Here is a 25,423-nt window from a genome sequence, read left to right as displayed (position 1 = left end):
CCGGTTACGCGCTGTGATCGGCCGGCACCCGTTCCCCGTCGACCGGCGGCCCGGGAGGAGTTCCGTCCCCGAAAGGCCTGCCGCCCAAGGTTTCCCGGCTGTGTGGGGCAAGCCAGCCGGCAAGGTCCGGCCCCTTGGGCACGATGCGCGTCGGGTTGATGTCGGCGTGCACGATGTAGTAGTGCTGCTTGATCTGGACGAAGTCGACGGTGTCGCCGAACCCGGGCGTCTGGAACAGGTCGCGCGCGTAGGCCCACAGGACCGGCATTTCGGACAGCTTCGAGCGATTGCACTTGAAGTGCCCGTGGTAGACGGGGTCGAACCGGGCCAGGGTGGTGAACAGCCGGATGTCGGCCTCGGTGATGGTGTCGCCCACCAGGTATCGCTGGTTGGCCAGGCGGTCGCTGACCCAGTCCAGCGCGGTGAACAGTCGGTCGTAGGCAGCTTCGTAGGCCTGCTGCGAGCCCGCGAAACCGCAACGATAGACACCGTTGTTGATCTCGGTGTAGATCCGCTTGCTCACCTCGTCGATCTCGGCGCGCAGCAGCTCCGGGTATAGCTGCGGCGCGCCGTCGCGGTGGTAGGCCGTCCACTCGGTGGACAGGTCCAGCGTCATCTGCGCGAAGTCGTTGGTGACCACCGCGCCGGTCTGAATGTCGACAATCGCCGGGACCGTGATGCCTTTGGGGTAGTCGGGAAAGCGTTTGAAGTAGGCGTCCTGCAGCCGCGGGATCTTCAGCACCGGGTCGACGCCGCCCGGGTCCAGGTCGAACGTCCAGCTGCGCTCGTCGTGGGTGGGGCCGCAAAACCCAATGGAGAGAACGTCTTCCAGGCCCAGCAGCCGCCGTACGATGATCGCGCGGTTGGCCCACGGGCACGCGCGGGCGACGATGAGCCGATACCGGCCCGGCTCTACCGGATAGCCGTCACGTCCGTCGGCGGTGATGCGGGTGTTGATGTAATTGGTGTCGCGGGTGAATTCGCCCGCTGGGGCGACATAAGAGGCCATGACGACAATTCTGCCCCTTCGCCGGGCATCAACTAATCGGCGATTCCGCCCATCGCGTCGGCCTTCGCGCCCGTCTGGAACCGGCGGGCCAGGTTGGCCTCCGTCGATTCGGCGGGCTCCCAATGCGCGATCCACGGTCCGGTGCCTTCGGACTGATCGACGATCCCGTCCTCCAGCCAGGTGTACCGGCCCTCCAGCACGTCGTGGGTCAGCCGCACGTCGCTGCTGTCGGTGTTGGCCCACAACGCCTGGAACAGGGCCTCGACCCGCAGTGTGGCTTGTTGGCAGAACGTGTCGGCCAGCTCGTAGGCCTGCCGGCCGACGGTGGGGTCCGCCGCCCGCTGCCCCTCGGCGCGCACGCACGCCGCCGACATCGCGAACAGCTCGGCGCCGATGTCGACGACGCGCCCGAGGAATCCCTGCCGCTGCTCGAGCTTGGCCTGCCAGCGCGCCATCCCGTAGAAGGTGTTGCGGGCCAGCTTGCGGGTGGAGCGTTCGACGAACCGCAGGTGGGACGCCAGTTGGCCGAACTCGCTATAGGCCCTGGGCCGCTGCCCTTCGCCGAACACCAGCTGCGGCAACCACTTTGCGTAGAATCCGCTCGCGCCGACGGCCGCCGCGGCCTTTTGCCGCAAGCCGGTGTCGGCCTTGGCGAGGTCGCCGGCCGCGGTCAGGTGGGCGTCGACCGCCTCGCGCGCGATCAGCAGCCGCATGATCTCGCTGGATCCCTCGAAGATGCGGTTGATCCGCAGGTCGCGCACCACCTGCTCGGCCGGCACCGCGCGCTCACCGCGCGCGGCCAGCGACTCGGCGGTCTCGTACCCGCGCCCGCCGCGGATCTGCAGGAGCTCGTCGGCGATCAGGCAGGCCATCTCGCTGGACCACAACTTGGCCAGCGCCGCCTCGATCCTGATGTCGTTGCGGCCTTCGTCGGCCATCTGGGCGGACAGCTCGAGCACCGCGTCAAGCGCGTAGGTGGTGGCGGCGATGAACGAGATCTTGCTCGCGACCGCTTCGTGTTTGGCGAGCGGCTTGCCCCATTGCACGCGCTCCCCCGACCATTCGCGGGCTACCTTCAACGCCCACTTCGACGATCCCGTCGCGCTCGCCGGAATCGACAGGCGCCCGGCGTTGAGCGTGGTCAGCGCGATCTTCAGGCCGTCGCCCTCCCGGCCGATCAGATTTTCTGCGGGCACCCGCACCCGGTGCAGTCGGGTCACACCGTTCTCGATACCGCGCAGCCCCATGAACTTGTTGCGCCGCTCCACGGTGATCCCCGGCGAATCGGCCTCGACGACGAAGGCGCTGATGCCGCCGCGGTGCCCCTCGCTCTTGGGCACCCGGGCCATGACCACCAGCAGTTCGGCAACCACGCCGTTGGTGGTCCACAACTTCACGCCCTCGAGTTCGTACGCCTTGCCGTCCTCGAGCGGTGTCGCCGTCGACGCAAGGCGCGCCGGGTCCGAGCCCACGTCGGGCTCGGTGAGCAGGAACGCCGATATGGCGCCGGCGGCGCAGCGCGGCAAGAACTTTCGCTTTTGTTCCGGCGTGCCGGCAAGTTTGAGCGGCTCGGGCACCCCGATCGACTGGTGGGCCGATAGCAGTGCGCCGAGGCTGGGATGAACCGAAGAGATCATCACCAGCGCGCGGTTGTAGGCCACCTGCGACATGCCCAGGCCACCGTATTCGGTGGGTATCTTCATGCCGAAGCAGCCCAGCGCGGCCAGGCCCTTGACGTATTCGTCGGGGATCTGCGAGTCGCGCTCGATGACGCTGCCGTCGACGGTGTCGAGGAACTCGCGCACCTTGCCGAGGAAGGCGCCGATGCGCGCCTCGTCGGCGTCGGAGGGTTTGGGGAACGGGTGGATGAGTTCTAGCGGAAAGTGCCCGAGAAAGAGCTCTTTGGCGAATGACGGTTTATCCCAACCACTTTCGCGGGATTCCTCGGCCAGGGCCCTCGCTTGTTCCTCGGTGACCTGAGCTTGCTGTGCCATCGCCGCCTCCTCGCTAACGACTCACATCGAGGTCATGGGTACCCGCCGGTGGGCGGAGTATTACGACCTACGCATGTCGAAGTTACCACCGAGTAGCTTCTCGGCATACCGGTTCGTCGCGAGTGGCTCGAAGCTCAGGAATCGAGCTCCCGGGCGACCGCCTTGACCACCTCGGAGACGCGATGCGCGGTCTTGCGGTCGGGGTATCGCCCCTTGCGCAACTCGGGCTGCACGGCGCTTTCCAACAGCGTGATCATGTCCTCGACCATCCCGTGCAGCTCGTCGGGGCTGTGCTTGCGCTCGACCGGCGCCGCCTCGCGGCGCGTCTTGGCAAGGCTGGGCGGCGGATCGATCAGCTTGAGGCTCAAGGCCTGCGGGCCACGGCGGCCCGAGGCGACGCCGAATTCCACCCGCTGCCCGGACTTGAGCCCCTCGACCCCTTCGGGCAACGCCGACGAACGGACGTAGACGTCCTCGCCGTCCTCCTGCGACAGGAAGCCAAACCCCTTTTCGGCGTCGTACCACTTAACCTTGCCGGTCGGCACTGGTCTCACCTGCTTGTCTGACGGAACACTAGGATGGGCAACGCAAGAAGCGTCCCGCCTGCGCAGGACGCATGTTGGATTCTGATCCTACTCGGATGCCCGCCTGACGAGCACCCCCGTTACCCGTCACTCGGTAGTCTGGGCATTACCGCAGGAGGAGAGATGCGCCTGATCCTGAACATCGTCTGGCTGGTATTCGGTGGCCTGTGGATGGCCGCCGGATATCTTCTGGCGGCGCTGATCAGTTTCCTGCTCATCGTCACCATTCCCTTCGGCTTCGCATCGTTGCGCATCGCGTCCTACGCATTGTGGCCGTTCGGCCGCACCATCGTCGACAAACCGACCGCCGGGACCGGCGCGCTGATCGGAAATGTCGTCTGGGTGCTGCTTTTTGGGTTTTGGCTGGCGATCGGTCATCTGGTGAGCGCGGTGGCGATGGCGGTCACGATCGTCGGCATTCCGCTCGCGCTGGCCAACCTCAAGCTGATCCCGGTGTCGTTGATGCCGCTGGGCAAAGAAATCGTTCCCTCGAACTCGCCAACCCCGCCGACCCGATTCGCGCCGGTGGCCGCATGACGCTGACCGCTTTGGGCTTACCGACCGTGCGCGGCCGCGCGGACCGACCCGTCGCTCAAAACATTCCGGGCAGCGGCCCGCTGCTGGACACCTACGGACGTGCCGCCACCGATCTGCGGGTGTCGCTGACCGATCGTTGCAACCTGCGGTGCAGCTACTGCATGCCGGCCGAGGGCCTGGACTGGCTCCCCGGCGAGCAATTGCTGAGCCCCGACGAGCTGGCCAGGCTGATGCACATCGCCGTCACGCGGCTGGGCATCACCAGCGTGCGGTTCACCGGCGGGGAGCCCCTGTTGTCGCGCCACCTCGAAGAGGTGATCGCCGCGGCGGCGGCTCTGCGACCCCGCCCCGAGATCTCGCTGACCACCAACGGCGTGGGGCTGGCGCGGCGCGCCGCGGCCCTCGCCGAGGCGGGCCTGGATCGGGTCAACGTGTCGATGGACAGCGTGGACCGAGATCACTTCGCGGCGATCACCCGCCGGGATCGGCTCGCCGACGTGCTGGACGGCTTAGCGGCCGCCAAAGCGGCCGGCCTGACTCCCGTGAAGGTCAACGCCGTGCTCGACACCGCGACCGGGAGGGAGGACGTCGTCGGCCTGTTGCGGTTCTGCCTCGAGCACGGCTATCAATTGCGGGTCATCGAGCAGATGCCGCTGGATGCCGGGCATCAGTGGCGCCGTGGCGCCGCGCTGACGGCGGACGACGTGTTGGCGGTGCTGCGCCCGCACTTCCGGCTGCGCCCCGACCCGGCGCCGCGCGGCTCGGCTCCGGCCGAGCTCTGGCTGGTCGACACCGGCCCCAACACGCCGAGCGCGAAGTTCGGTGTCATCGCGTCGGTGTCGCACGCCTTTTGTTCGACCTGCGACCGCACCCGGCTCACGGCCGACGGCCAGATCCGCAGCTGCCTCTTCTCGACCGACGAGACCGACCTTCGGGGCCTGCTGCGCGGTGGGGCCGACGACGACGCGATCGAGGCCGCGTGGCGCGCCGCAATGTGGGCCAAGCCCGCCGGCCATGGCATCAACGATCCGGACTTCATCCAGCCCGCCCGTCCGATGAGCGCGATCGGTGGCTAGCCCAGCGGGCCAGGCCGCGACCGAGGCGGAGGGAATCCAGGTGACCGTCCGCTACTTCGCGGCCGCGCGCGCCGCGGCGGGCGCGGAATCGGAGACTCTGGTGGTGCGCCCGGGCACCACGGTCGCCGAGTTGACCGAGCGTCTCGCAGTCCGCGGATCGCGCCTCGCCACCGTGTTGAGCCGGTGCTCCTACCTGCGCGACGGCATCGCCGTTCGCGACGAAACCACACCGTTACAGACCGGTGACACGATCGACGTTCTGCCGCCCTTCGCCGGCGGATGAAACTGTGAGATACCTCACGTAACGGAACGATAACGGCAAAATCACGCTCCGATATCAGGGGTTATGACCAGCGGAAATCCCTAGCGTTCCTGGGCTTTTCGCAAATGGCCGAGAGGGAAACGCCGGGTTTCGCAAGACGTGACGAGACGAACAGAACGCGCTAGCGTCACCGACGGTTCGTCGATCTACCGAACGGCGTTCCTCCCCTCCTATCGCGCCGAGCTCCATCCACTAGGCGGGGATCACCGACCAAAAGCGGATGGAGGCGGGGGACCCACCGGTCCACCGTGATCGGACCGGAGCCGCTTGCGGCTCCTAGGGGTGAAGCCAACGCCGGCTCCCATGCGGAGCGCGGCGGCGGCCGGGTGGCCTCTCCAACCCGAACCCGACAGCTGACCTCGTAGGCGCGTCACGAGAGAGGAATATTTCGGCGCGTATGAGTGGACGTCACCGTAAGCCCACAACATCCAGCATCAGCGTCGCCAAGATCGCCTTCACCGGGGCGGTAATTGGTGGCGGCAGCATCGCCCTGGCCGGCCAGGCCGCCGCGGCCACCGACGGCGAATGGGACCAGGTGGCCCGCTGCGAGTCCGGCGGCAACTGGGGAATCAACACCGGCAACGGCTACCACGGCGGTGTTCAGTTCAGCTCGAGCACCTGGGCCTCGCACGGCGGCGGCGAGTTCGCCCCGTCGGCCGAGATGGCAACCCGGGAACAGCAGATCGCGGTCGCCGAGCGCGTGCTAGCGACCCAGGGTCGCGGCGCGTGGCCGGTGTGCGGCGGTCCGCTGTCGGGCCCCACTCCGCGTCAGGTTCCCGCGCCCGTACCCGCGGGCATGGACAACCCCATCGATGCGCCCGGCCTCAACGGCTTGCCGCCGCTGGCTCCGCCGCCCGCGGACGCCGCGCCGCCGACGGACGTTCCGCCGCCGGCCGACTCGCCGCACACTGCGGGCGTGGGCTTCACCCGGCAATTGTTGGACGCGATCCGCGGCGCCGACATCCACGGGAACGACGCGCTGGACGCCCTGGCGCCGCCGCCCCAGGCCAGCTGACGCCTCCACTCATCCCAGACGCCCGGCGCTCTCCCGCTAAACCTGCCGATTGCGGGAGGGCGCCCGGGTCGTCTCTAGGCCGAGCCCACCCATTCCTCGGTGCCGTCGTCGAAGAACTGGTGCTTCCACACCGGTAACCGCGCCTTGATGGTGTCCACCAGCTGCGCGCAGGTGTCGAACGCCTCCTGCCGATGGTCGGCGGCCACCGCGGCCACCAGCGCCGCCTCCCCGATGTGCAGCACGCCGATGCGGTGGCTGGCCGCGATCGCGCGCACCCCCCGGGAAAACTCGGCGACCTCGCCGACGACGTGGGCCAGCACCTGCTCGGCCGAAGGATGCGCGGAATACTCCAACCGCACCACTCGGCGCCCACCGTCGTGGTCGCGAATCATGCCGACGAAGCCGACGATCGCCCCGGCCGACTGATGGCCCACCAGCTCTTCGTGCTCCGCCAGAACGATCGGCTCTTCGGTCATGGCGGCGCGCAGCACGCGGGTCATCTCTGGTGATCCCCGCCGGCGAGTTGGTCGAGTGCGTGGTCGAGCACGTCGGCGAGCACCCCGAGCCCGTCGCGCACTCCGCCGGGTGATCCCGGCAGATTCACGATCAGCGTGCGGCCGGCCACGCCGCATACGCCGCGCGACAGCACCGACGTCGGCACCTTCGGCAGGCCCGAGTGGCGGATCGCGTCGGCGAGCCCGGGGATCATGTAGTCCAGCACCGCGACCGTCTGGTCCGGTGTGACGTCGCTGGGCGAGATACCGGTGCCCCCCGAGGTGATGATCAGGTCGACCTCGGCGTCGAGCGCCCCACGCAGCGCCTCACCGACCGGCTCCCCGTCCGCCACCACCTCGGGCTCCACGGGCGAAAAACCATGCTGTTCAAGCCATTCCGCGATGATGGGCCCGCATCGGTCGTCGTACACGCCGGACGACGCACGGGTCGAGGCGATGATTATTCGTGCGGATCGCGCGCCCATCACCGCTCCCAGGTTCCGGTCTTGCCGCCCTGCTTGCGAAGCACCCGAATGTCATCGAGACGGGCGGCCGGGTCCACAGCTTTGATCATGTCGTACAGCGTGAGCCCTGCCACGCTGACGGCGGTCAACGCCTCCATCTCCACGCCCGTACGGTCGGTGCTGCGCACGGTCGCGGTGATCTCGATGTCCGACTCGCCGACGGCGAAATCGACGTCCACCCCGGTGAGCGCGAGCTGATGACAGAGCGGGATCAGGTCGCTGGTGCGCTTTGCCGCCAGAATGCCCGCCACCCGCGCGGTGGCCAGCGCGTCGCCCTTGGGCAGGCCGCCGGTCGAGACGAGCGCCACCACCTCAGTCGAGGTGCGCAGGGCGCCCGCCGCGACGGCGGTGCGCCGAGTGGCGTCCTTTTCCGTGACGTCGACCATGTGCGCCGCACCCCGCTCGTCCAGGTGCGAGAGCGTGCCTGCCGAGGCCTTGGCGGCCTCCGGGGCCCTAGCCATGGGTTATCGGTTGACGACCGTGACCGGATGAACGTAGGGCAGGTCGGTCGCGGGCAACGGGAAGACCAGCTCCCCGAAGGGTGACAGCGCACCCGTCCGGTCGCTCACCAGTTCGCTCACGGCGTGGTCGTCCGGGTCCGTCGTCGGCCAGCCGTTGTCGACGTAGTTGGTCTTGCGCGCCTTGCCTTCAGCAGAGTCAGCCACGGGGTCCATTCTGACAGGTGGCGCCCACGCCCGCGGCGCAAGGCCACGCTGACCGTGGGATTTGCGTACCAGCGGGTCGCGAGGACTGCTTTACGCTGGTCAGCAATGACCGATAACACCCCGGACATCCCGCTGGGGTCCTGGCTGGCCGACTTGCCCGACGAGCGGCTGATCCGACTGCTGGAACTCCGGCCAGACCTCGCCCAGCCCCCGCCTGGCAGCATCGCGGCGCTGGCCGCGCGCGCCCAGGCGCGCCAGTCGGTCAAGGCCGCCACCGACGACCTGGACTTCTTGCGGCTGGCGGTGCTGGACGCGCTGCTGGTCCTGCAGGCCGATTCGGCCCCGGTACAAATCGCCAAGCTGCTCGCGCTCATCGGTGACCGGGCCCCCGAGGCCGACGTGCTCGGCGCGCTGGACGACCTGCGGCAGCGCGCGCTGGTCTGGGGCGAAGCCGCGGTCCGGGTGGCCGCCGATGCCGGCACGGCCTTGCCGTGGCACCCGGGGCAAGTGACGCTCGAGGACAGCTCCCGCACCGGCGAGGAGATCGCCGGTCTCATCGACGCCCTCGATCAGGCCCAGCTCGACGTCCTGCAAAAGCTGCTCGAGGGTTCGCCGATGGGCCGCACCCGCGACGCCGCCCCCGGTGCCCCGGCGGATCGCCCGGTGCCGCAGCTGCTGGCGAAGGGTCTGCTGCGGCGCATCGACGCCGAGACCGTGATCTTGCCCCGGCACGTCGGGCAGGTGCTGCGCGGCGAGGATCCCGGGCCCATGCAGCTGACGACCCCCGACCCGGTGGTGTCGACCACCACCGCGGACGACGTGGACGCGGTGGCCGCGGGAGCCGTCATCGACCTGCTTCGCGAGTTCGACGTGCTGCTCCAAACCCTCGGCGCTGCACCGGTTTCCGAGCTTCGCAGCGGCGGACTGGGAATTCGCGACCTCAAACGGCTGGCCAAGACGACCGGCGTCGACGAACCGCGGCTGGGCCTGATCCTCGAGGTCGCCGCCGCGGCCGGATTGATCGCCAGCGGCATGCCCGACCCGGAGCCCGCCGAGGGCGAGGGACCGTATTGGGCGCCGACGGCGGCCACCGAACGGTTCTCCGCGATGACCGCGGCCGAGCGTTGGCACCTGCTGGCCGGCACCTGGCTCGACCTTCCGGGCCGCCCCGCGTTGGTCGGCACCCGCGGCCCCGACGCGAAACCCTATGGCGCCCTGACCGATTCGCTTTACTCGACGGCCGCGCCGCTGGACCGGCGACTGCTGCTGGGCATGCTGTCCGAGCTGCCGCCCGGGGCCGGTGTCGACGCCGTCACCGCCTCGGCCGCGCTGATCTGGCGCCGTCCGCGCTGGGCCAGACGGCTGCAGCCGAAACCCGTATCCGATCTGCTGACCGAATGCCACGCGCTGGGCCTGGTCGGTCGGGGAGCGCTCAGCACGCCCGGGCGAGCGCTGCTGGACGACGCCGGCGACCCGGAGCTCGCCGTGCAGGCGATGACGCGCGCGATGCCCGCTCCGATCGACCACTTCCTGCTGCAGGCCGACCTGACCGTCGTGGTGCCCGGCCCACTGCAACGCGACCTCGCCGAGGACCTGGCCACCGTCGCCACCGTCGAATCGGCCGGCACGGCGATGGTGTACCGCATCAGCGAGCAGTCCATCCGGCACGCCCTCGACATCGGCAAGACCCGCGACTGGATGCACGAGCTCTTCACCAAGCATTCCAAAACCCCGGTGCCGCAAGGGCTCACGTACCTCATCGACGATGTCGCGCGTCGGCATGGCCAGCTCCGAATCGGCATGGCCGCATCATTCGTGCGGTGCGAGGACCCGGTGCTGCTCGCCCAGGCCGTCGCGGCCGCGGAGGACCTGCAGTTGCGCGCCCTGGCGCCGACGGTCGCGGTGTCGCCGGCGCCGATCGCCGAGGTGCTCGTCAGGTTGCGGCAGGCGGGCTTTGCCCCGGCCGCCGAGGACTCCTCCGGTTCGATCGTCGACGTCCGGCCTCGCGGAGCGAGGGTGCCCACCCCCCAGCAGCGGCGGCCCTACCGGCCCGCGCCGCGCCCCAGCGGTGAGACGCTGAACGCCGTCGTCTCGGTGCTGCGCAAGGTGACCGCCGCGCCGTTCGGGAATATCCGCGTCGACCCCGCGGTCACTATGTCGATGCTGCAGCGCGCGGCCAAGGATCAGGACACGTTGGTGATCGGTTACCTCGACGCCGCCGGCGTGGCCACCCAGCGCGTCGTGTCGCCGATCTCCGTGCGGGGCGGTCAGCTGGTCGCCTTCGATTCGGCGTCCGGGCGGCTGCGTGACTTCGCCATCCACCGCATCACATCGGTGGTGTCGGCGGAGTCCGGATAATGGGTCAAATGACCGACGGACCGTTGATCGTGCAGTCCGACAAGACGGTGCTGCTCGAAGTGGATCACGAGCTGGCCGGCGCCGCGCGCGCCGCCATCGCGCCGTTCGCCGAGCTGGAACGCGCGCCCGAGCACGTGCACACCTACCGCATCACGCCCCTGGCGCTGTGGAATGCCCGCGCCGCCGGCCACGACGCCGAACAGGTCGTGGACGCGCTGGTCAGCTTCTCCCGTTATGCGGTGCCCCAGCCGCTGCTGGTCGACATCGTCGACACCATGGCCCGCTACGGCCGGCTGCAGCTCGTCAAGCATCCGGCGCACGGCCTGACGCTGGTCAGCTTCGACCGCGCCGTGCTCGAGGAGGTGCTGCGCAACAAGAAGATCGCGCCGATGCTGGGCGCGCGCATCGACGAGGACACGGTCGTCGTCCATCCCAGCGAGCGCGGCCGGGTCAAGCAGATGCTGCTCAAGATCGGCTGGCCCGCAGAGGATCTCGCAGGCTACGTCGACGGCGAGGCGCACCCGATCAACCTCGAGCAGGACGGCTGGCACCTGCGCGACTACCAGCAGCTGGCCGCCGACTCGTTCTGGTCGGGCGGTTCCGGGGTGGTGGTGCTGCCCTGCGGCGCCGGCAAGACGCTCGTCGGCGCGGCCGCGATGGCCAAAGCCGGTGCGACGACGCTGATTCTGGTCACCAACATCGTCGCCGCCCGGCAGTGGAAACGCGAGCTGGTCGCGCGCACCTCGCTGACCGAGGACGAGATCGGCGAATACTCCGGCGAGCGCAAGGAGATTCGGCCCGTCACCATCTCGACATACCAGATGATCACGCGGCGCACCAAGGGCGAATACCGCCACCTGGAACTCTTCGACAGTCGCGACTGGGGACTCATCATCTACGACGAGGTGCACCTGCTGCCGGCGCCCGTGTTCCGGATGACCGCCGACCTGCAGTCCAAGCGGCGACTTGGCCTGACCGCCACGTTGATCCGCGAAGACGGCCGCGAGGGCGACGTGTTTTCCCTGATCGGCCCAAAGCGCTACGACGCGCCGTGGAAGGACATCGAGGCGCAGGGCTGGATCGCGCCGGCGGAATGCGTCGAGGTGCGAGTCACCATGACCGACAACGAGCGGATGATGTACGCCACCGCCGAACCCGAAGAGCGATACCGGCTGTGCTCGACGGTGCACACCAAAATCGCTGTGGTCAAGTCGATTTTGGAAAAGCATCCCGGCGAGCAGACGCTGGTGATCGGCGCGTACCTCGATCAACTCGACGAACTCGGCGCCGAGCTCAATGCCCCGGTGATCCAGGGATCGACGCGAACCAAGGAACGGGAGGCGTTGTTTGACGCCTTTCGCCGCGGCGAGGTGTCCACCCTGGTGGTGTCCAAGGTGGCGAACTTCTCCATCGATTTGCCGGAAGCGTCGGTGGCCGTGCAGGTTTCGGGCACCTTCGGCTCGCGCCAAGAGGAGGCCCAGCGGCTGGGCCGGTTACTGCGGCCCAAGCACGACGGCGGCGGGGCCATGTTTTATTCGGTGGTGGCCCGCGACAGCCTGGACGCCGACTACGCCGCGCACCGCCAGCGCTTCCTCGCGGAGCAGGGTTACGGCTACATCATCCGCGACGCGGACGACCTACTGGGCCCTGCGATTTAGAGCGACAGGATCGTCGCCGAGGCCGTGCCGGGTGCTCCGTACACCTGCGCCAGGCCCACGCGCGGGTTGCCGGGCACCTGACGCTCGCCCGCCTCGCCGCGCAGTTGACGCACCAGCTCGTGCATCTGCCGCAGGCCCGACGCGCCGATCGGCTCGCCGTTGGCGATCAGCCCGCCGTCGGTGTTGACCGGCATCGAGCCGTGGATCTCGGTGGTGCCGTCGGCCAGCAGCTTCTCCTGCTCACCGTCGGCGCACAGGCCGGTCTCGGCCATGTGGATGACCTCGTTGCCCGCGTCCGTGTCCTGGAGTTGGGCCACGTCGACGTCCTCGGGCCCGATGCCGGCGGCCTCGTAGGCCGCCTTGGCGGCGTACACCGTCGGGGAGACATCCTCGTCCAGCGGAGCGAAGGTGGCGTGCACCTCGTAGGCGCCGTAACGGCGGGTACGGATCTCGCAGGCCCGCACATATACCGGCTTGTCGGTGTACTTGTGCGCCATGTCGGCCCGGCACATGATCACCGCCGCGGCGCCTTCGTCGGGCGCGCAGAACATGTACTGCGTCAGCGGGTAGTTGAGGACGGCCGAGTTAAGGATCTCTTCCTCGGTAATCGGCTTGCGGCGGAACGCATTCGGATTCAGAGCGCCGTTGCGGAAGTTCTTCGCCGCCACCTTGGCCAGCGTGGCCTGGGAGATGTTGTGGTCGTGGATGTACTTGTTGGCCTTCATGCCGAAGAACTTGGTGGTGACGAACTGCCCGTTCTGCGCGTACCACTGCGGCAGCGCCAGCTTGGCGGGGTCGTCGGTGAACGCGCCGCGCGGGTGCTTGTCCAACCCGATCGCGATACCGAGGTCGTACTTGCCCAGCCGGATGGTGTCGGCGGTCTGCTGAATCGCGCTGGCGGCGGTGGCGCAGGCGTTGAACACGTTGGTGAACGTGATGCCGGTCAGCCCGACCAGGCGGGTCACCGCGTCCGGGTTGGACACCTCGTGGCTGCCGCCGAAGCCGAACTGGATGTCCTTCCACTCCACGTGGGCGTCGGCCAGCGCGGACTGGATGGCCTCGGCCCCCATCTGCATCGCGGTCTTGTCGAACCTGCCAAACGGGTGCAAGCCCACACCGATGATGGCAACGTCGTTAGTCATCTCAGGCTCCTTTTGATTATTGGTGGCGACCCGCTTCACCCGGCTCCGCCGCGCTCGCGATCGCCACTACACCGGCTGGAAAGCGAACGTCATGACCTCGGCGCCCTCGTCGTCGGTGGTCAAGGGCACCATCGTCAGCTCGACCTCTTGGCCGAATTGCAGCTTGGCCGGGTCGTTTTCGGTCAGCCGCGCCTCGACTCGGATGATGTCGCCCAGCTGCACCAGGCCGACGCCGAAGGGCACGAAATCGTTGCCGGTCGGGCCGGCATAGGGGGCGCCGGGCGGAAAGCCCTGGGTGGTCCACGCCACCAGGGTGCCGCGGCGCGGCAACAGCACCTCGGTCATCTCACCGCCGCTGCAGCGTGGACACCACTGCTGCACCGGGAAGGTTGTGGCACCGCAGTCGCCGCAGCGACTCCCGATCAGCTGCGGGTTCTCGTCGGGCCAGGTGGAGATTTCAGGGGCCAGCGCCTTCTGCATTAAGGATCCTCCAGCGTCCGAACAGAACAATGCTAACTGAACCGTATAACAGCTTTCCGAAAAGTGGAAACCGCATTCTCATTGTCGCTTAGCCGAATCTCGTCCAACCACCGGGCCCACAGTGCCTGGCGGAGGGGGTCGACGTTTTGCCCGCCTCCGAGCTACAACCCCGGCCACGGTCCGCGTTCTCCCCTGGCATTGTCGCTATGAGGCGGGCACATTGGACATCCCTTCGGCGAGAGACTGGTGTGACCGGTGTGACCGTCGCCGGCACGTTATGGTGTCGGAGCCCCGAGCGACGATAAGGAGACGACTATGTCGGTCACGGTGCTGCTCGAACTCAGGTTGAAGCCCGAGTCGGTGTCCGCGGCGAGCGAGGTCATGGGCCGGGCGCTGCAAGTCACCCGCGCGTTCGACGGGAACCTCGTCACCGACGTGCTCGTCGACGAGGACGACGACGCGCACTGGGTGGTCTACGAGCTCTGGGACACGGTCGAGCACGACGAGGCCTACCGCGCGTTCCGGGCCGGCGAGGGCAAGATCGCCGAGCTGCCGCCGCTGCTTGCCGCACCGCCCGTCAAGACGCGGTACGCGACCACCGACATCTAGGACATGGTCGCGACCCGCTTCGCCCGGCTTCGCCGCGCTTGCGATCGCTCCTAGCTCAGCGCGGGAATGACTTCCCGCTCGAACAGCTCGATGCCCGAGCGGTCGTACGCGGCCTCCGGGAAATAGCAGATCGCGTACTCGCACCCAAGGTCGCGGATCTTCTGGAGCCGCTCGATCGCCTGTTCCGCGGTGCCCACCGCCGAGTCCGGCCCGGTGGTGCCGGCGACCATCGCATCGGCGGCGGCCTCGGGCACATAGCCGGCCAACCGGTCGCGCACGCGGCGCAGCCGGTCCTTGACGTCGTCTTCCGATGTCCCGATGATCGCGTTGACGTTGACCGAACGCACGATCGCCCCGAAGTCGGTGCCCACCTCGCGGCAATGCCCTTCCAGCACCGACGACTTGTGTGCAAACGCCTCGAGCTCCGGGGTGAAGTTGGTGTACTGCGCGTATTTCGCGGCGATGCGCAGGGTCACCTTCTCGCCACCCCCGGCGATCCACAGCGGTATGCCGTTGTCCTGCAACGGCTTCGGGGCGACGATCGCGCCGTCGACCTGGTAGTGCTCGCCGTCGAAGCTGACCTTGCCGTCGCGCCAGGCGTCGCGCATGATCTGTACGCCCTCGTCCAGCCGGGCCAACCTCACCTTGGCCGACGGGAATCCGTAACCGTAAGCGCGCCATTCGTGTTCGTACCAGCCGCCGCCGATTCCCATCTGGATGCGGCCGCCGGAAATGATGTCGGCGGTCGCGGCCACCTTGGCCAGGTACACCGGATTGCGGTAGCTCATCGCCGTGCACATCTGACCGAGTTTGATCCGCGACGTCGTCGCCGCGTAAGCCGCCATCAGCGACCACGCCTCGTGGGTGGCCTCGCCCGTTGGCATCGGGACGGTGTGGAAGTGGTCGTAGACCCACAGCGAGTCCCATGCGCCGTTGTCGGCGTGGGCTGCCAACTCGCGCATCACCGCCCAGTGTTTTTCGGGTTCGATGCCGACGAGATCCATCCGCCAGCCTTGCGGAATGAAGAGACCGAAGCGCATAGCAAGGGACTTTAGCCCGGTGCCGGATGCACCTCATAGGCGATGCATAGCGTGGGCCCAGCCGTCGCCGACAACCAGCCCTTAGACATGACGCATGACAAACCTCGGGCACGCTCGCCACCGCAAAGTCCGTGCGCTCCGACTGATCTTCGCGGGTGCCGCGGCCATCGCGGCGCTCACACTGTTCATCGCCTCGCCACCTTGCAAGACCGCGACCGACGCAGCATCCGGCCCGTCGGCCACCGCGCCCTTCGCCACCGACGACACCAATTTCGTCAACGACAACGGCCAGACCTCGGGCGACATCTTCACCCAGAACGCCCAGGAGCAGAACTAGCGCTGCTTGGGCGTAAATACCGGCGGATAGGCTTACCCGCTATGCGGGTTCTGATCTCCGGCGCCAGCATCGCCGGGCCGGTGCTGGCGTACTGGCTTACCCGCCACGGGTTCGACGTCACCGTCGTCGAGCGCGCGGCGACGCTGCGCAAGACCGGCGGCCACGCCGTCGACCTGTTCCGCCCCGCGATGGAAATCTCGGCCAAGATGGGCGTCCTGCCCCGCATCGAGGAGCTCGCCACCGGAACCGACCGCCTGACGATGTATCGGGAGGGCAGGCCCAGCCCCACCGAGGTCGACCTCACCAAGCTGGTGGGCATCGCATCGGACCGGCACGTGGAGATCATGCGCGACGACCTCAGCGAGATCTACTACGACGCCGGCCGCGACGACGTCGAGTACCTCTTCGGCGACTCCATCACCGCGATCGAGCCCGACGGCGAGGTGACCTTCGAGCGCTCGCCTGCCCGCAGCTTCGACGTCATCGTCGGCGCCGACGGGCTGCACTCCAACGTCAGGCGCCTGGTGTTCGGCGAGGAGGCCGGCCTCACCCGCTTCATCGGTGGCTACCTGGCGGTGGTGTCGGCGCCCAAGACGCTGGCCGTCCCCGGCGAAATGCTCGGCCACATCGGCGTCGGTCGACTCGTAGCCGTCTACACCGCGGATCATCTGGACGACGCCCGGCTGGTGTTCATGTTCCGCAGCAAAGAAGAGCTCGCCTACGACTATCGGGATGCGCTGCGGCAGAAGGAATTACTGCGCGACGCCTTCGCAGGCATGCATCCCCAGGTGGACGACTGGCTGGGCGAAATCGACCGGATTCCGACGTTCTACTTCGATGCGATCACCCAACTGCGGATGAACATCTGGTCGCGCCGACGGGTCACCCTCGTCGGAGACGCCGGATATTGCCCCGGCCCCGCTGTCGGCGGCAGCACCAGCCTCGCCGTCCTGGGCGCCTACGTGCTGGCCGGCGAACTCGCCCGGGCCAACGGCGATCACCTGCGCGCGTTCGCGGCCTACGAGCTGGAGATGCGCGAACCGGTGCATCGCAGCCGGTCCTTCGCGCGGGGCGCCGCCAGGACCGTCATCCCCGGCTCCCGAGCCGGTGTCTGGGCGTTAACTCGTGGGGTTCAACTGATCTCGTTGATGCCCGGGTCGCTGTCCAGGGGGCTGGCGAGGCTGAACACCAAGGGCGTGCGCATGTACGACTCGATGCGGGTGCCCGACTACAGCGAAATCGACGTTTGACACGAAGGGAATGACGGCCGATGGACCTTGTCGGTATCGGGGTGTGGAGCAGTCAACTGCGCTATGGTGATGCATCCGAAATCGCAGACGCGGCAGCGGAATTGGATGACCTCGGCTTTACGGCGCTGTGGATCCCCGACGTGGGCGGTCCGGTGTTCGACGCGGTGGGCCACCTGCTCGGCGCGACCAAGCGCACGGTGATCGCCACGGGCGTCCTCAATCTCTGGATGCACGCGGCCGGCGACGTCGCCGACTCGTATGCGGCCCTGACCGACGAGCATGGGGACCGCTTCCTGCTGGGCATCGGGGTCAGCCACGCCATGCTGATCGACGCCGGCCAGCCCGGTCGATATCGCAAGCCGCTGGCGGCGACGGCGTCGTTCCTCGACGGGCTGGACGCCGCACCGCATCCGGTGCCCGCCGCAGCCCGTGTGCTCGCCGCGCTCGGTCCGAAGATGCTCGAACTGTCGGCGACCCGCGCTCGCGGGGCGCACCCCTACCTCGTCACCCCCGACCACACCGCTTCCGCCCGTTCGACTTTAGGTGAGGGCCCGCTGCTGCTGCCCGAGCAGACCGTGATCCTGTGTGACAGCGCCGACGAGGCGCGCCGCATCGGAACCGATTGGCTGCGCGCGTGTTTGGCGCTGCCCAACTACGCGAACAACCTGCTGCGCAGCGGGTTCTCCGAGGACGACCTGACGCGGGTCAGCGATCGGCTCCTCAACGCGATCATCGCGTGGGGCGACGAAGGCGCCGTCATGCGCAGGGTCGCCGAGCATCGAGCGGCCGGCGCCGACCACGTCTGCATCCAGGTGCTGACGGCCGACCCGACGGAATTCCCGCGCGAGCAATGGCGCCGAATCGCCGCGGCCCTCTGACCGCGAGCAGACGCAAAAGCCCCCGAAAACACTAGGTTTTGGGGGCTTTTGCGTCTGGTCGGCAGAGCTACGTCAGCGAGTCCGGCGGCAGGAAGCGGTCACCGTACTTGGCGGCCAGCTCACGGGCCCTGGCCACGAAGGCGTCCTTGCCGACCCCGCCCGGCCCCTCATAGCCGACGATGAACTGCGCGCTACCACCGGTCCACGGGGGAAACCCGATACCCATGATCGACCCGATGTTGGCGTCGGCGGTCGACGTCAGCACGCCCTCGTCGAGGCACTTCTGGGTTTCCAGCGCCTCGGCGAACAGCATCCGGTCGATCATGTCCTGCAGCGGCGGCTGCGACGAGCCGGACTTGAACGTCTCGCGCAGGCCCGGCCACAGCTGGGTGCGCTTGCCGTCGACGTACTCGTAGAAGCCCGCGCCTTTCAACCGAGACGGGCGGCCGAGCTCGATCATCTTCTCGACGACGGCCTCCGCCGGGTGCGGCTCGTAGGTGCCGCCGGCATCCTCGACGCCCTTGCGGGTGGCCGTGGCGATCTTGTGCATCAGCTCGAGGTTGAGCTCGTCGGACAGCTGCAGCGGCGGCGCCGGGTAGCCGGCCTGCGTACCGGCGTGCTCGATGGACGCCGGCTCGACACCCTCGCCGAGCATCGCGAGCGCCTCGTTGACGAACGTGCCGATGACGCGGCTGGTGAAGAAGCCGCGGCTGTCGTTGACGACGATGGGGGTCTTGCCGATTGCCAGCGTGTAGTCGAACACGCGGGCCAGCGCCTCGTCAAAAGTCTTCTCGCCTTTGATGATTTCGACCAGGGGCATCTTGTCGACCGGGGAGAAGAAGTGAATCCCGATGAAGTCCTCTTGCCGCTTCACGCCGGTCGCCAGACCGGTGATCGGCAGCGTGGAGGTGTTCGACCCGAGCAGCGCGTCGGGTTCGACGATGTCCTCGATCTCCTGGAACACCTTGTGCTTGAGGTCCTGGTTCTCGAACACCGCCTCGATCACGAAGTCGACACCCTTGAAGTCGGCGGGGTCGGCCGTCGGCGTGATGCGGTCCAACAGCGCCTTGCTCTTCTCCTCGGTGGTCTTGCCCCGCTCCAGCGCCTTGGCCTCGAGCTTTTCCGAGTAATTCTTGCCCTTCTCGGCGGCCTCGATGCTGACGTCTTTCAGCACCACGTCGAAGCCGGCCTTGGCCGACACGTACGCGATCCCGGCGCCCATCATGCCCGCGCCCAGCACGCCGATCTTGTTGATCTTGACCGGCTCGATGCCGTCCGGCCGCGACCCGCCGCCGTTGATGTGCTGCAGGTCGAAGAAGAAGGCCTGGATCATGTTCTTGGCGACCTGGCCGGTGACCAGCTCGGTGAAGTAGCGGCTCTCGATGCGGGTGGCGGTCTCGAAGTCCACCTGCGTGCCCTCGACGGCCGCGGCCAGGATGGCCCGCGGCGCCGGCATCGGCGCGCCCTTGAGCTGCTTGCGCAGCAGCGACGGGAACGACGGCAGGATCGCCGCCAGCGCCGGTGACGACGGGGTGCCGCCGGGAATCTTGTAGCCCTTGACGTCCCAAGGCTGGGTGTGCGCCTCGGGGTTGGCCTTGATCCACGCCTTGGCGGCGGGCACCAGTTCCTCGACGCTGCCGACGATCTCGTCGACGAGGCCGTTGTCCTTGGCCGCGGCCGGCTTGAAGCGGGTGCCCTGGCTCAGCACGTTGACGAAGGCGTTCTGGATGCCCAGCATCCGCACGGTGCGGGTGACGCCGCCGCCGCCGGGCAGCAGACCCAGCGTGACCTCGGGCAGCCCGATCTGGACGCCCTTGACGTCGGCGACGATGCGGTGGTGGCAGGCCAGTGCGATCTCCAGGCCGCCGCCGAGCGCAGCGCCGTTGATGGCGGCCACCACCGGCTTGCCGAGGGTCTCCAGGGTGCGCAGGTCGCGCTTGATGTCCTCGACCTCGGCGAAGACCTCGCCCGCGTTCTCCGGGCCGGCGTTGATCATGTGCTTCAGGTCACCGCCGGCGAAGAACGTCTTCTTGGCGCTGGTGATCACCACACCGGTGACCGAGTCCTTCTCGGCGACAAGGCGTTCCACGGCCTTGTGCATGGACTCCTTGTAGTGCTCGTTCATCACGTTGGCCGACCCGGTGGGGTCGTCCAGCGTCAGCGTGACGATGCCGTCGGCGTCCTTATCCCACTGAATGGTGTTCTCTGCCATGGTCTTAAACCCTCTCAATGATGGTCGCGACGCCCATGCCGCCGCCGATGCACAGTGTGATCAGCGCGCGACGCGCATTGCGGCGCTCGAGCTCGTCGACCATGGTGCCCAGGATCATGGCGCCGGTGGCGCCCAGCGGGTGGCCCATCGCGATGGCGCCGCCGTTGACGTTGAGCTTCTCGTCGGGAATGTTCAGGTCCTTCTGGAACTTCAGCACGACCGACGCGAACGCCTCGTTCAGCTCGAACAGATCGATGTCGTCGACGGTCAGCCCGGCCCGGTCGAGCACCTTCTGGGTGGCCGGCGTCGGGCCGGTGAGCATGATGGTCGGGTCGGCGCCGGTGGTGGCGGTGGCGACGATGCGGGCGCGCGGCGTCAGGCCCTGCGAGGTGCCCGCCTTCTCGTTGCCGATGAGCACCAGCGCCGAGCCGTCGACGATGCCCGAGCTGTTGCCGCCGGTGTGGACGTGGTTGATCTTTTCGACCCAGTGATACTTCTGCAGCGCCACGTCGTCGAAGCCGGCCATCGCGGCCAGGCCTTCGAAAGCGGGCTTCAGCTTGGCGAGGCCCTCCATCGTGGTGTCCGGGCGCATGTGCTCGTCGTGGTCGAGGATCAGCAGGCCGTTCTGGTCGCGGACCGGGACCACCGACTTGGCGAAGTAGCCACCCGACCACGCCTCGGCCGCGAGCTGCTGCGAGCGCAGGGCGTAGGCGTCGACGTCGTCGCGGGAGAAGCCTTCGATCGTGGCGATCAGGTCGGCGCCGATGCCCTGCGGCACGATGTAGGCGTCATAGGAGGTGGCCGGGTCCGCCATCATGGCGCCCCCGTCCGAGCCCATCGGGACGCGGCTCATCGACTCCACACCACCGGCGAGCACCAAGTCGTCCCAGCCGGAGCGGACCTTCTGGGCGGCGGTGTTGACGGCCTCCAGGCCGGAGGCGCAGAAGCGGTTGAGCTGCACGCCGCCGACGGTGTCGGGCATGCCGGCCGCGATCACCGCGGTGCGGGCGATGTCGCCGCCCTGGTCACCGACGGGTGACACGCACCCCAATACGACGTCGCTGATCAGGCTCTCGTCCAGGTCGGGGTGGCGCCGCCGCAGCTCCTCGATCAGACCGACGACCAGGTTCAACGGCTTGACCTCGGTCAACGACCCGTTCTTCTGCTTGCCGCGGGGCGTGCGGATCGCCTCGTAGATGAAGGCTTCTTCGGACATGTCGACTTCCTCTTCGAAGATTGGTTTGGGTCCGTCCTAAAACACTAGGTCCAGTACCGGCCACCCTAACAGGGCGCCCGTCCAACCTGTTGGTTGGGCGGGACCGCCCTGGTCATAGGGACACGAACGCGGCGGTGCAGTCAACGCGGCGCTGATACTTGGCCGCACTGGCCGCGCTAGTCACATCAAGTCTCTCCACTCTCTGCGCCGGCCGATACCAGAACTGCCCGCCTCATAGCGACACCGCCAAGAACCCGCGCGCATTGTCGCTCTGAGGCGGGCACAAGCGGTGGCGCTCCGGCCAGGGGCCAATGTGGCGCCTGTGACAAGCCCGCTAAAGCGCGGCCTTAAGCTCCTCCCCCATGACGGTGTCGCGACTTCGGCCCTACGCGACGACGGTGTTCGCCGAGATGTCGGCGCTGGCCGCGCGGATCGGTGCGGTGAACCTCGGCCAGGGCTTCCCCGACGAGGACGGGCCACCCGCATTGCTAAAGGCCGCCCAGGACGCCATCGCCGCCGGCGTCAACCAGTACCCGCCCGGCATCGGCATCGCGCCGCTGCGCCAGGCCGTCGCCGCGCATCGGCGGCGGCACTTCGGGATCGACTACGACCCCGACACCGAGATATTGGTGACGGTCGGGGCCACCGAGGCCATCGCCGCATCGGTGATCGGGCTGGTCGAGCCGGACTCGGAGGTGCTCCTCATCGAACCCTTCTACGATTCCTATTCGCCCGTGGTCGCGATGGCCGGCGCGCACCGGGTGACCGTGCCGCTGGTGCCCGACGGCCGTGGCTTCGCTTTGGACGCCGATGCCCTGCGGCGCGCGGTGACGCCACGGACCCGCGCGCTGATCGTCAACTCGCCGCACAACCCCACCGGCACGGTGCTGAGCGCGACGGATCTCACCGCCATCGCCGAGATCGCGGTGGCCGCCGACCTTTTGGTGATCACCGACGAGGTGTACGAGCACCTGGTGTTTGACGCCAACCGCCACCTCCCGCTGGCCGGCTTGGACGGCATGGCCGAGCGCACTATCACCATCTCCAGCGCGGCCAAGATGTTCAACTGCACCGGTTGGAAGATCGGGTGGGCCTGCGGCCCAGCGCAACTCATCGCCGGGGTGCGCGCGGCCAAACAGTATCTGAGCTACGTCGGCGGCGCGCCGTTCCAGCCCGCGGTGGCTCTCGCGCTGGACACCGAGGACGCCTGGGTCGCCGAGCTTCGCCGCTCCTTGCAGGGCAGGCGGGACCGGCTGGCCGCCGGGCTGAGCCGGATCGGCTTCGCGGTGCACGACAGCGACGGCACCTACTTCCTGTGCGCCGACCCGCGCCCGCTCGGCTACGACGACAGCACCGCCTTCTGCGCGGCGCTACCGGAGAAGGTCGGCGTGGCCGCCATCCCGATGTCGGCATTCTGCGATCCGGCGGCACCCCATGCCGACGTGTGGAATCACCTGGTGCGCTTCACGTTCTGCAAACGCGAGGCCACGCTCGACGAGGCAATCAGGCGCCTGGCGGCGCTGCGGGGCCCATAACCCGCTTCCGAAGTCCCTCCAGCGCGGCATGCAGGATCTTCTTGCGGGCCCGGCTGATCACGAACTCGGGCAGCGGCGCCGACGGTTCCACGGTGATGCCGAATCGCACCCGGGTCTTGTCGTCGCCCTCGCGGGTCAGGTTGTACTCGCCGTGCTGGCCATGTTGGTGGATCGTCTTTTTGGCGTCCCACACCATCCAGTCCGGGCCCCAGTGGTACTCCAGGAACTGCGTGTCGAAAATGCCCATCACCCTGATCGTCACCTTCACGTGGCACGGTCGCCCGTCGGGATAGGTGTCGATGACCTCGGCCCTCTTGTGCACGGCGGACCACGACGGCACGTTCTCCATGTCGGCGAGCGCGTCCATGATGACTTCCGGGGGCGCGTCGATGACGATTTCCGACGATGCTTGTACGGCCACTGGCTAAGTCGCACCGCCCGATCCGCGACCGCCCGCCACCAGCTCGCTCAGCCCCTTCACCGAGGCGTCGAGGACCCGTTCGGTGGCCCGCTTGACGACGAACGCCGGAATGGGGCCCGCCGGCTCGACGGTGATGTCGAAACGCACCCGCGTCTTGTCGAGGCCCTCGGGCTTGAGGTTGTACTCGATGTGCTGGCCGTGCTGCTGCGCGGTGCCCTTCGCGTCATAGACGACCCAGTCGGGACCCCAGTGGTATTCCAGGATCTCTTTGTCGACCAGACCCAGAATCTTGATCTTGGTCTTGACGTGGTGTGGGAGCCCGTCGGGATAACGGTCGATCACTTCGATGTCTTTGTGCAGCGGCGACCAGGAGGAAAGGACGCCGACGTCTGTCAGCGCCTCCATGACCACTTCCGGCGGCGCGTCAACGACGAATTCCCGTGATGCTTTTACGGCCACTACAGAACAAAGTAACCCCAGCGCCCCATACGCGGGTGGGGTTCGCGTAAATCTCTACTTACCAGCCGATTTCGTCGAGCGGAGTGGTTGCCGCCGGCGGCGGCCCGACCGGTCCGGCCGGGGTCCGGGAGAAGCGCGGTGCGGGAGCGGCCTGTTTCGCGCCGTGCGCGGTGATCAACGTCGACCTGGCGTTCAGATGCTCGTCGGCGGCCGCCTCATTCCAGGTCAAAACCGGGGTGACACACGCGTCGGTGCCGGCAAAGATCTCCGTCCATTCGTCGCGGGTCCGGCTGGCGAAGCGCTTCGCGAAGACGTCGTACATCCGTTGATACGAACCGATGTCGAGCTGGGCAGGCACCTCGTCGGGCGACAGGCCGAGCCCGTCGAGCAGCGCCGCGAAGAATTGCGGCTCGATGGCGCCGACGGCGACGTATTTACCGTCGGAGGTCTCGTAGCACCGGTAGAACGGGGCGCCGCCGTCGAGCAGGAACGATTCGCGCTCGTCGCGCAGCGAACCGGTCGACTTCATGGTCCACATCATCTGGGCGAGCAGGCTGACCCCGTCGACCATCGCGGCGTCGACGACCTGGCCCCGGCCCGACCGTTCCCGCTCGTACAGCGCGACCGCGATGCCCAGCAGCACCAGCATCGAGCCGCCGCCGAAGTCGGCAACCAGGTTCAGCGGCGGCGTCGGCGGCCGGTCCCGATACCCGAGCGCCGAGAGCGCACCGGTCTGTGAGAGGTAGTTGATGTCGTGGCCCGCCGTGTGAGCCACCGGACCGTGCTGCCCCCAGCCGGTGATCCGCGCGAAGATCAGCCGCGGATTGACCGCCGCGCAGTCCTCGGGTCCGATGCCGAGTCGCTCGCAGGTGCCGGGCCGGAAGCAGTCGAGTAGCACGTCGGCCTTGGCGGCGAGCTCCAGCAGCGCCTGCGGCTGCGACTTGACGTCGAGGTCGACGATCCGCTTCCCGCGGTGCAGCAGGTCGCGGTCCTCCGGCGGCATCGTCAGCCCGCCGGGCCGGCGCACCCGCACCACGTCGGCGCCGAGGTCGGCGAGCATCATCCCGGCGTGCGGCCCCGGCCCGATGCCGCCTAGTTCGATCACCCGCACCCCGGCCAGGGGGCCCTCGCTCGTCACCGCGACTAGTTGCCCTTCTTGACCGCGAGCACCCGCTCGCGCAGGGCCTTGGTCGCGGAATCGATCGTGCCCTTGACGGCCCGTTTGAGCACGAAGCCGGGCAGCGGCACGTTCGGGTCGACGCGGATCTCCATCTTGACCAAAGTCGCCTCTCCCTGGGGAACCAACGTGTACTTGCCGTCCTGCGACTTCTGCTGGCCGGAACTGACCAGCGTCCAGCTCACGTCGTTGCCGCTCCAGGTGTAGGCCACCACCTGCTCGTCGGTGATGCCCGCGGTCCTGACCTTCATCTTCACCTTGCTGGGCCGCCCGTCGTCCCCGGTCTCGAGGATCTCCGCGCTCTGGTGCGGGTCCGACCATTCCGGCATCGCTTCGAAGTCGGCGATGACGTCCAGAATCTCCTCGGGGCTGGCTTCGATGACGATGTCGCGGGATTCTTTGATAGCCATGCCCGCACAATAGGCGAAGCG

27 protein-coding genes and 1 riboswitch are annotated in these 25,423 nt (G+C 68.1%); of the genes, 11 read left to right on the top strand and 16 right to left on the bottom strand.

Annotation, left to right across the window (positions count from 1 at the left end):
- Positions 1–4 precede the first annotated feature (4 nt).
- The 3 genes from AWB92_RS04940 to AWB92_RS04930 all read right to left on the bottom strand — a co-directional run bounded on the left by AWB92_RS04940 (position 5) and on the right by AWB92_RS04930 (position 3,548).
- Positions 5–1,009 (bottom strand): glutathione S-transferase C-terminal domain-containing protein, encoded by a 1,005-nt coding sequence (locus tag AWB92_RS04940; RefSeq protein WP_085184303.1) that lies wholly within the window; start codon positions 1,007–1,009, stop codon positions 5–7.
- Between the two features lie 32 nt (positions 1,010–1,041).
- Positions 1,042–3,003, bottom strand: a complete 1,962-nt coding sequence (locus AWB92_RS04935) for an acyl-CoA dehydrogenase family protein (protein ID WP_085184302.1) — start codon at positions 3,001–3,003, stop codon at positions 1,042–1,044.
- Positions 3,004–3,137: 134 nt separating this feature from the next.
- Positions 3,138–3,548, bottom strand: coding sequence for a cold-shock protein (locus AWB92_RS04930; protein ID WP_068107525.1), 411 nt, complete (start codon positions 3,546–3,548; stop codon positions 3,138–3,140).
- 162 nt (positions 3,549–3,710) lie between these two features.
- Between AWB92_RS04930 and AWB92_RS04925 the strand changes: the two genes are divergently transcribed.
- The 4 genes from AWB92_RS04925 (at position 3,711) to AWB92_RS04910 (ending at position 6,537) form a co-directional block, all read left to right on the top strand.
- Positions 3,711–4,124, top strand: coding sequence for a YccF domain-containing protein (locus tag AWB92_RS04925; RefSeq protein ID WP_085184301.1), 414 nt, complete (start codon positions 3,711–3,713; stop codon positions 4,122–4,124).
- Complete coding sequence (gene moaA, locus AWB92_RS04920; RefSeq protein WP_085184300.1) at positions 4,121–5,200, top strand: GTP 3',8-cyclase MoaA; 1,080 nt, start codon at positions 4,121–4,123, stop codon at positions 5,198–5,200. Before AWB92_RS04925 ends, moaA begins: the two co-directional genes overlap by 4 nt.
- Positions 5,193–5,483 carry a MoaD/ThiS family protein gene (locus AWB92_RS04915; protein WP_085184299.1) on the top strand — a complete coding sequence of 97 codons (291 nt, stop codon included), beginning with the start codon at positions 5,193–5,195 and terminating at the stop codon, positions 5,481–5,483. The genes moaA and AWB92_RS04915 overlap by 8 nt, the downstream gene beginning before the upstream one ends.
- Before the next feature lie 205 nt (positions 5,484–5,688).
- Positions 5,689–5,908, top strand: a riboswitch (cyclic di-AMP (ydaO/yuaA leader).
- An 11-nt stretch (positions 5,909–5,919) separates the two neighbouring features.
- Positions 5,920–6,537 (top strand): transglycosylase family protein, encoded by a 618-nt coding sequence (locus AWB92_RS04910; protein ID WP_085184298.1) that lies wholly within the window; start codon positions 5,920–5,922, stop codon positions 6,535–6,537.
- 74 nt (positions 6,538–6,611) lie between these two features.
- Here the strand turns inward: AWB92_RS04910 and AWB92_RS04905 are convergent, their stop codons facing one another.
- Genes AWB92_RS04905 through AWB92_RS04890 form a run of 4 tightly spaced genes read right to left on the bottom strand, consistent with a single transcriptional unit; the run spans position 6,612 to position 8,220 of the window.
- On the bottom strand, positions 6,612–7,037 hold the full coding sequence (locus tag AWB92_RS04905) for a molybdenum cofactor biosynthesis protein MoaE (RefSeq protein ID WP_085184297.1): 426 nt from the start codon (positions 7,035–7,037) through the stop codon (positions 6,612–6,614).
- Complete coding sequence (locus AWB92_RS04900; RefSeq protein WP_085184296.1) at positions 7,034–7,516, bottom strand: MogA/MoaB family molybdenum cofactor biosynthesis protein; 483 nt, start codon at positions 7,514–7,516, stop codon at positions 7,034–7,036. The genes AWB92_RS04905 and AWB92_RS04900 overlap by 4 nt, the downstream gene beginning before the upstream one ends.
- Positions 7,516–8,016, bottom strand: coding sequence for a cyclic pyranopterin monophosphate synthase MoaC (gene moaC, locus AWB92_RS04895; RefSeq protein WP_085184295.1), 501 nt, complete (start codon positions 8,014–8,016; stop codon positions 7,516–7,518). The genes AWB92_RS04900 and moaC overlap by 1 nt, the downstream gene beginning before the upstream one ends.
- 3 nt (positions 8,017–8,019) lie before the next feature.
- Positions 8,020–8,220: a hypothetical protein gene (locus tag AWB92_RS04890; RefSeq protein ID WP_173817347.1), complete on the bottom strand. Its 201-nt coding sequence runs from the start codon at positions 8,218–8,220 to the stop codon at positions 8,020–8,022.
- Between the two features lie 105 nt (positions 8,221–8,325).
- Between AWB92_RS04890 and AWB92_RS04885 the strand changes: the two genes are divergently transcribed.
- Together AWB92_RS04885 and AWB92_RS04880 are read left to right on the top strand one after the other, a co-directional pair.
- On the top strand, positions 8,326–10,578 hold the full coding sequence (locus AWB92_RS04885; RefSeq protein ID WP_085184294.1) for a helicase-associated domain-containing protein: 2,253 nt from the start codon (positions 8,326–8,328) through the stop codon (positions 10,576–10,578).
- Between the two features lie 8 nt (positions 10,579–10,586).
- Positions 10,587–12,236, top strand: coding sequence for a DNA repair helicase XPB (locus tag AWB92_RS04880; protein ID WP_085184365.1), 1,650 nt, complete (start codon positions 10,587–10,589; stop codon positions 12,234–12,236).
- On the opposite strand, the gene AWB92_RS04875 is transcribed toward AWB92_RS04880, so the two are convergent.
- Both AWB92_RS04875 and AWB92_RS04870 read right to left on the bottom strand, forming a co-directional pair.
- Complete coding sequence (locus AWB92_RS04875) at positions 12,233–13,378, bottom strand: thiolase family protein (protein ID WP_085184293.1); 1,146 nt, start codon at positions 13,376–13,378, stop codon at positions 12,233–12,235. The genes AWB92_RS04880 and AWB92_RS04875 overlap by 4 nt on opposite strands.
- A gap of 66 nt (positions 13,379–13,444) precedes the next feature.
- On the bottom strand, positions 13,445–13,858 hold the full coding sequence (locus tag AWB92_RS04870; protein ID WP_085184292.1) for an OB-fold domain-containing protein: 414 nt from the start codon (positions 13,856–13,858) through the stop codon (positions 13,445–13,447).
- Positions 13,859–14,173: 315 nt separating this feature from the next.
- On the opposite strand from AWB92_RS04870, the gene AWB92_RS04865 reads away from it, so the two are divergent.
- Positions 14,174–14,467, top strand: coding sequence for an antibiotic biosynthesis monooxygenase (locus AWB92_RS04865; RefSeq protein WP_085184291.1), 294 nt, complete (start codon positions 14,174–14,176; stop codon positions 14,465–14,467).
- 50 nt (positions 14,468–14,517) lie between these two features.
- On the opposite strand, the gene AWB92_RS04860 is transcribed toward AWB92_RS04865, so the two are convergent.
- Positions 14,518–15,507 (bottom strand): LLM class F420-dependent oxidoreductase, encoded by a 990-nt coding sequence (locus tag AWB92_RS04860; RefSeq protein ID WP_085184290.1) that lies wholly within the window; start codon positions 15,505–15,507, stop codon positions 14,518–14,520.
- A gap of 94 nt (positions 15,508–15,601) precedes the next feature.
- Here AWB92_RS04860 and AWB92_RS04855 point away from each other — a divergent pair, with 94 nt between their 5' ends.
- Genes AWB92_RS04855 through AWB92_RS04845 form a run of 3 tightly spaced genes read left to right on the top strand, consistent with a single transcriptional unit; the run spans position 15,602 to position 17,972 of the window.
- Positions 15,602–15,844, top strand: a complete 243-nt coding sequence (locus tag AWB92_RS04855; protein ID WP_085184289.1) for a hypothetical protein — start codon at positions 15,602–15,604, stop codon at positions 15,842–15,844.
- A gap of 41 nt (positions 15,845–15,885) precedes the next feature.
- Entirely contained in the window at positions 15,886–17,094 is a 1,209-nt protein-coding gene (locus tag AWB92_RS04850) for an FAD-dependent monooxygenase (RefSeq protein WP_085184288.1), read from the top strand.
- 20 nt (positions 17,095–17,114) lie between these two features.
- Positions 17,115–17,972, top strand: coding sequence for an LLM class F420-dependent oxidoreductase (locus AWB92_RS04845; RefSeq protein WP_085184287.1), 858 nt, complete (start codon positions 17,115–17,117; stop codon positions 17,970–17,972).
- Between the two features lie 67 nt (positions 17,973–18,039).
- On the opposite strand, the gene AWB92_RS04840 is transcribed toward AWB92_RS04845, so the two are convergent.
- Positions 18,040–20,184: a 3-hydroxyacyl-CoA dehydrogenase NAD-binding domain-containing protein gene (locus AWB92_RS04840; protein ID WP_085184286.1), complete on the bottom strand. Its 2,145-nt coding sequence runs from the start codon at positions 20,182–20,184 to the stop codon at positions 18,040–18,042.
- A gap of 4 nt (positions 20,185–20,188) precedes the next feature.
- Complete coding sequence (locus AWB92_RS04835; RefSeq protein WP_068107482.1) at positions 20,189–21,400, bottom strand: acetyl-CoA C-acetyltransferase; 1,212 nt, start codon at positions 21,398–21,400, stop codon at positions 20,189–20,191.
- A gap of 362 nt (positions 21,401–21,762) precedes the next feature.
- Between AWB92_RS04835 and AWB92_RS04830 the strand changes: the two genes are divergently transcribed.
- On the top strand, positions 21,763–22,935 hold the full coding sequence (locus AWB92_RS04830; RefSeq protein ID WP_085184285.1) for a pyridoxal phosphate-dependent aminotransferase: 1,173 nt from the start codon (positions 21,763–21,765) through the stop codon (positions 22,933–22,935).
- Here the strand turns inward: AWB92_RS04830 and AWB92_RS04825 are convergent.
- Genes AWB92_RS04825 through AWB92_RS04810 form a run of 4 tightly spaced genes read right to left on the bottom strand, consistent with a single transcriptional unit; the run spans position 22,904 to position 25,402 of the window.
- The gene (locus AWB92_RS04825) at positions 22,904–23,356 is read right to left on the bottom strand and encodes an SRPBCC family protein (protein ID WP_085184284.1); all 453 of its coding nucleotides are present in this window, start codon (positions 23,354–23,356) and stop codon (positions 22,904–22,906) included. The two genes, AWB92_RS04830 and AWB92_RS04825, sit on opposite strands and share 32 nt — an antisense overlap.
- Before the next feature lie 3 nt (positions 23,357–23,359).
- A complete protein-coding gene (locus AWB92_RS04820; protein ID WP_068113331.1) occupies positions 23,360–23,815 on the bottom strand; it encodes an SRPBCC family protein in 456 nt (151 codons plus the stop codon).
- A gap of 58 nt (positions 23,816–23,873) precedes the next feature.
- Positions 23,874–24,953, bottom strand: a complete 1,080-nt coding sequence (locus AWB92_RS04815; protein WP_085184283.1) for a CaiB/BaiF CoA-transferase family protein — start codon at positions 24,951–24,953, stop codon at positions 23,874–23,876.
- Between the two features lie 5 nt (positions 24,954–24,958).
- Positions 24,959–25,402 (bottom strand): SRPBCC family protein, encoded by a 444-nt coding sequence (locus AWB92_RS04810; protein WP_068186951.1) that lies wholly within the window; start codon positions 25,400–25,402, stop codon positions 24,959–24,961.
- Positions 25,403–25,423: the final 21 nt, after the last annotated feature.

The sequence above is a fragment of the Mycobacterium sp. IEC1808 genome, assembly GCF_002101935.1.
Classification (GTDB): domain Bacteria; phylum Actinomycetota; class Actinomycetes; order Mycobacteriales; family Mycobacteriaceae; genus Mycobacterium.
The sequence above is the reverse complement of the archived record's forward strand: the minus strand, read 5'-3'. Positions and strand labels throughout refer to the sequence as shown.